Annotated in this window: 5 protein-coding genes; all 5 read left to right on the forward strand. The window is 41.8% G+C overall.

Annotation, left to right across the window (positions count from 1 at the left end; genetic code table 11):
* Positions 1-67 precede the first annotated feature (67 nt).
* The 5 genes from gyrA (at position 68) to BMW59_RS14300 (ending at position 7,505) form a co-directional block, all read left to right on the forward strand.
* On the forward strand, positions 68-2,635 hold the full coding sequence (gyrA, locus tag BMW59_RS14275; protein WP_093053550.1) for a DNA gyrase subunit A: 2,568 nt from the start codon (positions 68-70) through the stop codon (positions 2,633-2,635).
* A gap of 494 nt (positions 2,636-3,129) precedes the next feature.
* On the forward strand, positions 3,130-4,860 hold the full coding sequence (locus BMW59_RS14285) for a carbon starvation CstA family protein (protein WP_093053556.1): 1,731 nt from the start codon (positions 3,130-3,132) through the stop codon (positions 4,858-4,860).
* Between the two features lie 60 nt (positions 4,861-4,920).
* A complete protein-coding gene (locus BMW59_RS14290) occupies positions 4,921-5,223 on the forward strand; it encodes a cory-CC-star protein (protein WP_483880115.1) in 303 nt (100 codons plus the stop codon).
* A 57-nt stretch (positions 5,224-5,280) separates the two neighbouring features.
* Complete coding sequence (locus BMW59_RS14295; RefSeq protein WP_093053561.1) at positions 5,281-6,228, forward strand: ArsA family ATPase; 948 nt, start codon at positions 5,281-5,283, stop codon at positions 6,226-6,228.
* Positions 6,229-6,362: 134 nt separating this feature from the next.
* Positions 6,363-7,505: an HD-GYP domain-containing protein gene (locus tag BMW59_RS14300; protein ID WP_093053564.1), complete on the forward strand. Its 1,143-nt coding sequence runs from the start codon at positions 6,363-6,365 to the stop codon at positions 7,503-7,505.
* Positions 7,506-8,103: the final 598 nt, after the last annotated feature.

The following is an 8,103-nucleotide window of genomic DNA, read 5'->3' on the forward strand; positions in this document are numbered from 1 at the left end:
TCAAAGAGAGAGAAGTTTCATAAAAAAAGAGGTGCCGGACGGACTTAGGTGAACGGAGGTACAAGGAATGTCTGATCAAGACCAGTCTAGAGTTCAAGAAATTAATATCAGCCAGGAAATGAAAACGTCTTTTATGGACTATGCGATGAGTGTAATTGTCAGCCGAGCACTCCCTGATGTCCGGGATGGATTAAAGCCGGTTCACCGACGAATTCTTTATGCTATGAATGAACTTGGCATTACGGCAGAAAAAGCTTACAAAAAATCAGCCCGTATTGTCGGGGAAGTTATCGGTAAATATCACCCGCACGGGGATTCCGCTGTCTATGAAACAATGGTAAGAATGGCGCAGGATTTCAGCTATCGCTACATGCTCGTGGACGGACACGGCAACTTTGGTTCAGTTGACGGCGACGCAGCGGCAGCCATGCGTTATACTGAAGCACGAATGTCAAAAATATCTATGGAAATCGTAAGAGATATAGGTAAAGATACGATCGACTACCAGGAAAACTACGATGGTTCCGAAACCGAACCGATCGTTATGCCTGCAAGGTTTCCTAACCTGCTTGTTAACGGTGCATCTGGAATTGCAGTAGGGATGGCTACCAATATACCGCCTCACCACTTATCGGAAGTGATTGACGGGGTGCTGGCGTTAAGTAAAAATCCTGAAATTACAGTACCGGAACTGATGGAATATATCCCAGGACCCGACTTTCCAACCGGGGCAGAAATTGTAGGGGTCTCGGGGATCCGCCGAGCGTACGAAACAGGCAAAGGGTCGATTTTAATCCGTGCCAAAGCAGAAATTGAAGAACATAACGGCAAACCGCGGATTATCGTAAATGAATTGCCTTATCAGGTTAACAAAGCCAGGTTAATTGAGAAAATTGCCGAACTTGTGCGCGATAAAAAAATTGACGGTATTACTGATCTCCGTGATGAATCTGACCGTACAGGCATGCGTATTGTTATTGAGCTCCGCCGTGACGTCAATGCGAACGTTCTGTTAAACAACCTGTACAAGCAGACTGCACTGCAGACAAGCTTTGGGATTAACACCCTGGCGCTTGTGGACGGTCAGCCTAAAGTTCTATCTTTAAAGCAAACGCTTGTTCATTATCTTGAGCATCAAAAAGTGGTTATTCGCCGGCGTACGGCCTATGAACTGAAAAAAGCAGAGGCCAGAGCCCACATTCTTGAAGGGCTGCGTGTGGCTCTTGATCATCTGGATGAAGTTATTTCCCTTATCCGGAATTCACAAACGACAGAAATTGCGAGAACAGGGCTGATTGAAAAATATGACCTGTCTCATGATCAGGCTCAGGCCATTCTGGATATGAGGCTGCAGCGTTTAACCGGACTCGAAAGAGATAAAATTGAAAAAGAGTATGCGGAACTGGTTGAGAAAATTGCTGAATTAAAAGCCATTCTCGCAGATGAAGAGAAAGTATTGGAAATTATCCGTGAAGAACTGATTGACGTACGTGACCGCTACGCGGACGACCGGCGTACTGTTATCACCCTTGGTGAAGACAGCATGGAAGATGAAGACCTTATTCCACGTCAAAATATCGTTATTACAGTGTCACATCACGGCTATATTAAACGCCTCCCAGTGTCCACCTACCGCAGTCAGAAACGCGGCGGACGCGGCGTACAAGGAATGGGGACTCATGATGACGATTTTGTCCGTCATTTATTTATAACCAACTCCCATGACCACATTTTATTTTTTACAAATAAAGGTAAAGTATACAGGATAAAAGGCTATGAAGTACCTGAACAAAAACGGACTTCAAAAGGCATTCCGATTATTAACCTTTTACAGATTGATAAAGATGAATATATAAGTGCAGTCATTCCAATTTCAGAGTTTGATGAAAAGCACTCCCTGTTCTTTATGACAAAATACGGTGTGTCAAAACGGACAGAGCTCAATGCTTTCGCCAATATCCGCCGTGGCGGCCTGTTTGCTATTAAACTCAGGGATGAAGACGAACTTCACGGAGTGCGGCTGACGGACGGAAGCAGAGAATTAATCGTCGGCACACGAAAAGGCCAGTCAATCCGTTTTGATGAAAATGATGTAAGGTTGATGGGCCGGACTGCTGCCGGTGTAAGGGGAATCAGCCTGCAGGACGATGACGAAGTAGTCGGCATGGATATCATTGAAGATCACCATGACATTTTAATTGTTACTGAAAAAGGTTTCGGAAAAAGAACCCCTGTCGGTGAATACCGTCAGCAAAGCCGGGGCGGTAAAGGAATTAAAACGTGTAACATTACTGACAAAAACGGTGATCTCGTATCCCTGAAAGTAGTCTCGAATGACCACGATTTGATGGTCATTACGACGAACGGTGTCATTATCCGCATGCATGTGGAAGAGATTTCCCAAACGAGCAGGAATACTCAAGGCGTCCGTCTAATCCGTGTAGGAGATGAAGAATATGTTTCCACTGTGGCCCGTGTCAACGTCGATGAAGTAGATGATGAAGAGATAGAAGAGGAAAACGGCGATATGGAAGAGAGCACTGAACCAGAAGTCAGTCAGGATAATACAGAAGCTGACGCGCTGAAGGATACAACGGCAGATAATATACCGGAAGACGAACCTGAAGATGAATAAAAGATTAAACCCGATGGCGCAAGCCTCGGGTTTTTTTCTATGCCGCATTCCTCCGCCCAGACAGAGCGCTGACGTACATACGGGAATTCAGTTCACCCCATTAATAACAGTTTTAACATAGCGCGGTGTATTTTCAGATTTTTTAAAAAAGTAAGAATGAACGAGTATTCAGCAGTATACTTTTGAAAGCGCTTCATATATTCGTAAAAACAGGCTTTCAGCTTTTTTCCTGCAAAGTAAGGAAGTGGCATAATAAGCTTGTATATACTTTTGATCACATCTATTACAAATGCTCTGTTAAAAGTTATGGTTGATTTTTGCTTCAGGAAGCCTGCTTTTCCCGGAGGACTTGATCGACTCCCGAGAAATAGCATCGCACGAAGGAAATGCGGATTCATTTCTGAGGAGTCTCGCACCTTCCGCTACAATTACCCCCTGATTTTAAAATCAACATTTACATTTAACAGAGACCATAAAAGAAGGAGGGGGATGTTATGAACGCTATATTAGTTGCGGTCATAGGAATGTTTGTTTTTTTTATGGGATACAAATATTATTCAAAATTTGTAGCAGAAAGAATTTACCGGCTTGACCCGAATTACCAGACGCCGGCACACAGATATAAAGACGGTGTAGATTTTGTACCGACAAATAAATGGATCCTGTGGGGCCACCATTTTACATCTGTTGCAGGTGCGGCACCTATTGTGGGCCCTGCCATAGCGGTGTATTGGGGCTGGCTGCCTGCTTTTTTGTGGGTAGTTCTCGGCACGGTATTTGCTGCCGGTGTGCATGATTTTGGTGCACTCGTTCTTTCGGTAAGGAATAAGGGACAGTCTGTCGGAACACTCGCCAATAAAATTATCGGACAGCGGGCTAAGATTTTATTCTTATTTATCATTTTAATACTCGTTTTAATGGTAAACGCGGTATTTGCCTGGGTCATTTCCAATCTGTTTATTACCTTCCCTTCTGCTGTTTTATCTGTATTTATCCAGATTCCGCTTGCTCTCTGGATTGGACATCTAGTGTATAAAAAGCGCGGCGGCATGCTGCTTCCGTCACTATTTGCATTGGCTGCTATGTACATTTCTGCTATTGTGGCCTCAAGAGTTCCCGCATTACAGATTGATCTGCCGAGGTATTTCGGGGGAGAAGAAAACATTGTCGCCTTTGGTTTAAATGGAGTGGCTTTTTCATTCTTTGTATGGATTGTCATATTAATGGTTTATGTCTATATTGCTTCAACACTGCCGGTGTGGAAATTGCTTCAGCCGAGGGATTATATTAATTCACACCAGCTCGTCGTCGGGCTTGCCATTTTGTATCTTGGATTATTTTTCTCTAATCCGTCTATATCTGCCCCCGCTACTAATGCCTCACCGGATGTTCCGTGGTTTCCGCTGCTCTTTATTACGATTGCATGCGGAGCTATTTCCGGTTTCCATGGGCTGGTTGCATCTGGAACGTCCAGTAAACAGCTGAATAAAGAAACGGATGCACGGTTTGTCGGTTACCTCGGTGCAGTGGGTGAAGGGCTGCTCGCCCTTGCGGCAATCATTGCGGTCGTTACCTTTTTCAGTGATGAAGCGTCTTTTCTGGGCGCTTACAGCAGTTTTGGTGCTGCAGGGGAAGGCGGTTTAGGCTATTTCGTGCAGGGGGCAGGACAGCTTGCAACGGGGATCTTTATACCTGCCGATATCGCTACAACCATTGTGGCAATCATTGTAGTAAGTTTTGCAGCCACAACACTCGACACATCTGTCCGACTCATGCGTTATATCATTTCTGAATTAGGACAGGAATATAAAATAAAGCCATTAACAAAAATGCATGTAGCTACTTCAATTGCCGTAGTCTCAAGTGCGGCACTGGTCTTACTGCCTGAAGGACCGCAAGGGTTCGGGTCAGGGGGATATGTCCTTTGGCCGTTATTCGGTACTTCTAACCAGCTCTTAGCCGGAATTACGCTCCTTCTGATCACTTTATGGCTGAAGAGGCAGGGACGTAATTATCTTATAACTCTTATACCGATGATTTTCCTTATGTTTATGACCGTTTGGGCAATGATTCAGCAAGTTTTCTTCCAGTGGTCAGGCTTAGGTGAAGGGCATGAACTGAACCTGCTGCTTTTCCTTCTCGGTTCAATCATTCTCGCTTTCGCTTTGTGGATTCTACTTGAAGCTATTGCAGGATTGCGCAGAAAAGGCACGGAAGATAATTAAGACTCAAGCAGTGATCAGCCATGGTCACTGCTCTCTTTTCTTATTTCAAAGGGCTGTCATATACAATATACTAATGATTTATTTACAAATAGAAGAAAGGCGGACATCTATATGGGCTTTAAAGACTTCTTGAAATTGTATGATGAGATTTTACGCCAGGGACACCGCACAGAAATTCTAAGAGAATTAAGAGACGAAGATGATCTGTTTTTTTTATTGCTTTATTCTGAGATGCTTGGTCTCCCAAACCCTGTGTCATTTTATACGCTTGAACTTTATCCTTATATGCTGGAAAAGTTTCACGATTGGCATACACGGATGGGCATGGAGAAATCACCCCTTTCCGGTTTTAGATGCTGTTAAAAATAGCTGTCCTTCAGGCTGAAGGGCCTTATAACTGACTGGGCGAGGAGTGAAAATATGAATCAATCTATAGAGCGTGTAATTAATAAACGAATTATTTTTGCCGGAGGGAAAGGCGGAGTAGGAAAATCCACGACTGCTGCATCGCTAGCTAAAGCGGCAAGTGACATGGGAAAAAGAGTACTTCTTATTTCGACGGACCCTGCTCATAACCTCGGTGACATATTCCACACTGCACTGGGTAATGAGCCAATAACTGCAGCAGAAGGACTGGATATTATTGAGATAGATCCAGATCAGGAAACAGACCGTTATATTGAACAAGTTAAGGAAAATATTCAGGGGCATGTAAAAGCTACTATGATTGAGGAAGTAAACAGGCAAATGGATTTGGCAAAATCGAGTCCCGGCGCTGACGAAGCAGCCTTGTTCCATCGTCTGGCTTCGCTAATTCTGGAGGAGGAACAAAATTATGATCTGCTTGTTTTCGACACTGCACCTACCGGCCATACTTTAAGACTTCTGTCTCTTCCTGAGCTGATGGGTGTGTGGATGGACGGGATGCTTGAACGGAGAAAAAAAACGAATGAACATTATACTCAAATGATCTATGACGGTGAACCGGTTGACGATCCTATCTTCCAGGTTCTCCAAAATAGACGGCAGACGTTTGCCAAAGTCAGGGAGATACTGCTTGATAAAGAAATAACAGGTTTTTTATTTGTACTGAACCCTGAAAGGCTGCCTATTCAGGAAACAAAACGGGCAGTGGAAACATTGAAAAAGAACAAAATTCCTGTATTGGCGATTATCATTAATAAGATTCTTCCTGAAAGTGTGGACGGCAGCTTTTTTCAAAAAAGGAAAGAACAGCAAAAGTATTATTTAGAAGAGATCGATCATCATTTTAAAGGAATGTCTAAAATTTATGTGCCGCTTTTGGAAGAAGATATCTCAACTTTAAGCCATTTAGACCAGATCATTGAATCTATGACAGAAAAATAAGGAAAGATAATTCTCTTTTTTAGGTATTATGTATTTGATTATAACCAATTATTTTAATATTTTTTAAAAAACATTGACTTTTGACCCTGTTTTCTTTCCAATAGAGATAACAGAATGTGAAGGAGCGGGGGAAAATGAAAGTAAAACCAATCTATCTAGTCCCGGGATGTATGCTTGCAGAAGACGTGTATAAACACTCGAATACTCCTTTAATGAGAAAGAAAACCGTTTTAACTGAAGACTATATACAAATCCTCCAAAAGTTTTTAGTAGAACATGTACAGGTAGAGTCGACGCTGATTAATGGGGATCTATTTACTCCTAAAGAAAGAATAATGGATAACGACGTTAAGACAGAGTCAAATCTTGTGAGTCAGCAGCCTTTAGAAACCAGTAACCAGACTATTTTTACAGATCGTTACTTGTCAGGGGTTCAACAGTACAAAAAGATGTTTAAAAACTGGCAAGGCGGCGCTAAGGTAGATGCCTATGAAATTAGAAAAGTATTTTTGCCCCTTTATGATACAAACCCATCGAAAGATGAACTTTTGCACCTCCACAATTATACAACAAAGCATGATTATCTTTATTATCATTCGGTGGCTGTCAGTATTTTCAGTTCTATGCTTGGGAAAAGGCTCGGCCTGAAAAACGGTGAAGTCATACAATTAGGAATCGCAGGTTTATTAGCAGACTGCGGCATGGCTAAAGTTCCTTTTAAAGTATTTGAAAAGAAAGGCCCTTTAACTGCTGAAGAATATAAAGAGGTAAAAAAACATCCGGTGACAAGCTACCGGATGCTCGAAAAAGTGCCTGGACTATCCAAAAAAGCGATGCTGGGAATAGTCCAGCATCACGAACGCGAGGACGGAAGCGGCTACCCATTAAAAGTAAAAGGAATGAAACTTCATCAATATGCTAAAATTATTGCTATCGCTGATGTATTTCACGCGATGGCTTCTGAAAGGTATTACCGGCCTAAGAAAAATCCGTATAGAGTAATTGCTTTTTTAAAACAGGATCAGTTCGGTAAACTTGATCATGTTCTTCTTAATGAGTTTATTCATATGATGCTGGATTTATCTATAGGAAGAAAAGTGAGATTAAATAATGGCTGCACTGGTGAAGTGCTTTTCCAAAATAAACATTATCCTACATCTCCTACTATTAAAGTAGATGGTAAAAAGATTATCGATCTCGCCAAACATCCGGAACTAATCATTGAAGAAGAATTGCCGTGGGAGAATCAAGTAGAATCACAGGAGCTGAAGGAATAAGAGTGAAGCTGACAGGCTGCTGGTTAGTTTTTTCGAGACTCAAAAAGACAAGCTATTCAGCGCAGTCATTCCCCCTCATATGGGGGAGGCTTTCATATATCTGCCTTGAGAGCTTTTATACTTATCGGCTTTACATGAATAGTTAATGAGAGAAACCAATAACTCCGGAAGAGTGGGATGTTTCAAAGCCGGAGACAAGGCCGCAGGGCGGTGCAGTGGTTAAGGGTACGAGCTGTATAAGAGATGAAACTTTAAACACTTATTAAAAGATAAGGAAGACATCATTCATTAGGGGATAATAGATGAGTTTTTCTTTATCTCAAATAAAAATTATTCTGAAAATAAATTCGGGGTTGCAATTGAACAATAGACTATGATAAATTATTAAACGTTGCTGAAAAAACAAGTGACTTTGTTTACAGTCAAATGGTTAATTATTTTATAAAAAACTATTGACTTAAACTAATTGCTTTGATATGATATATAAGTCGCAACGAAAGATATTGACCTTTGAAAACTAAACAAAAAGCCAAGCGAAGTGGGATATTTAATATATCCCGTCAATGAATTATTTTTATTTTGATGTCAGAGACATCGA

Source organism: Salipaludibacillus aurantiacus (genome assembly GCF_900111295.1).
In the GTDB taxonomy this organism is placed as follows: Bacteria; Bacillota; Bacilli; order Bacillales; family Salisediminibacteriaceae; genus Salipaludibacillus; species Salipaludibacillus aurantiacus.

What these genes read in the sequence shown, in the direction of transcription:
- gyrA (WP_093053550.1), top strand. Translation starts at nt 68, where the DNA reads ATGTCTGATCAAGACCAGTCTAGAGTTCAAGAAATTAATATCAGCCAG.
- BMW59_RS14285 (WP_093053556.1), top strand. Translation starts at nt 3,130, where the DNA reads ATGAACGCTATATTAGTTGCGGTCATAGGAATGTTTGTTTTTTTTATG.
- BMW59_RS14295 (WP_093053561.1), top strand. Translation starts at nt 5,281, where the DNA reads ATGAATCAATCTATAGAGCGTGTAATTAATAAACGAATTATTTTTGCC.
- BMW59_RS14300 (WP_093053564.1), top strand. Translation starts at nt 6,363, where the DNA reads ATGAAAGTAAAACCAATCTATCTAGTCCCGGGATGTATGCTTGCAGAA.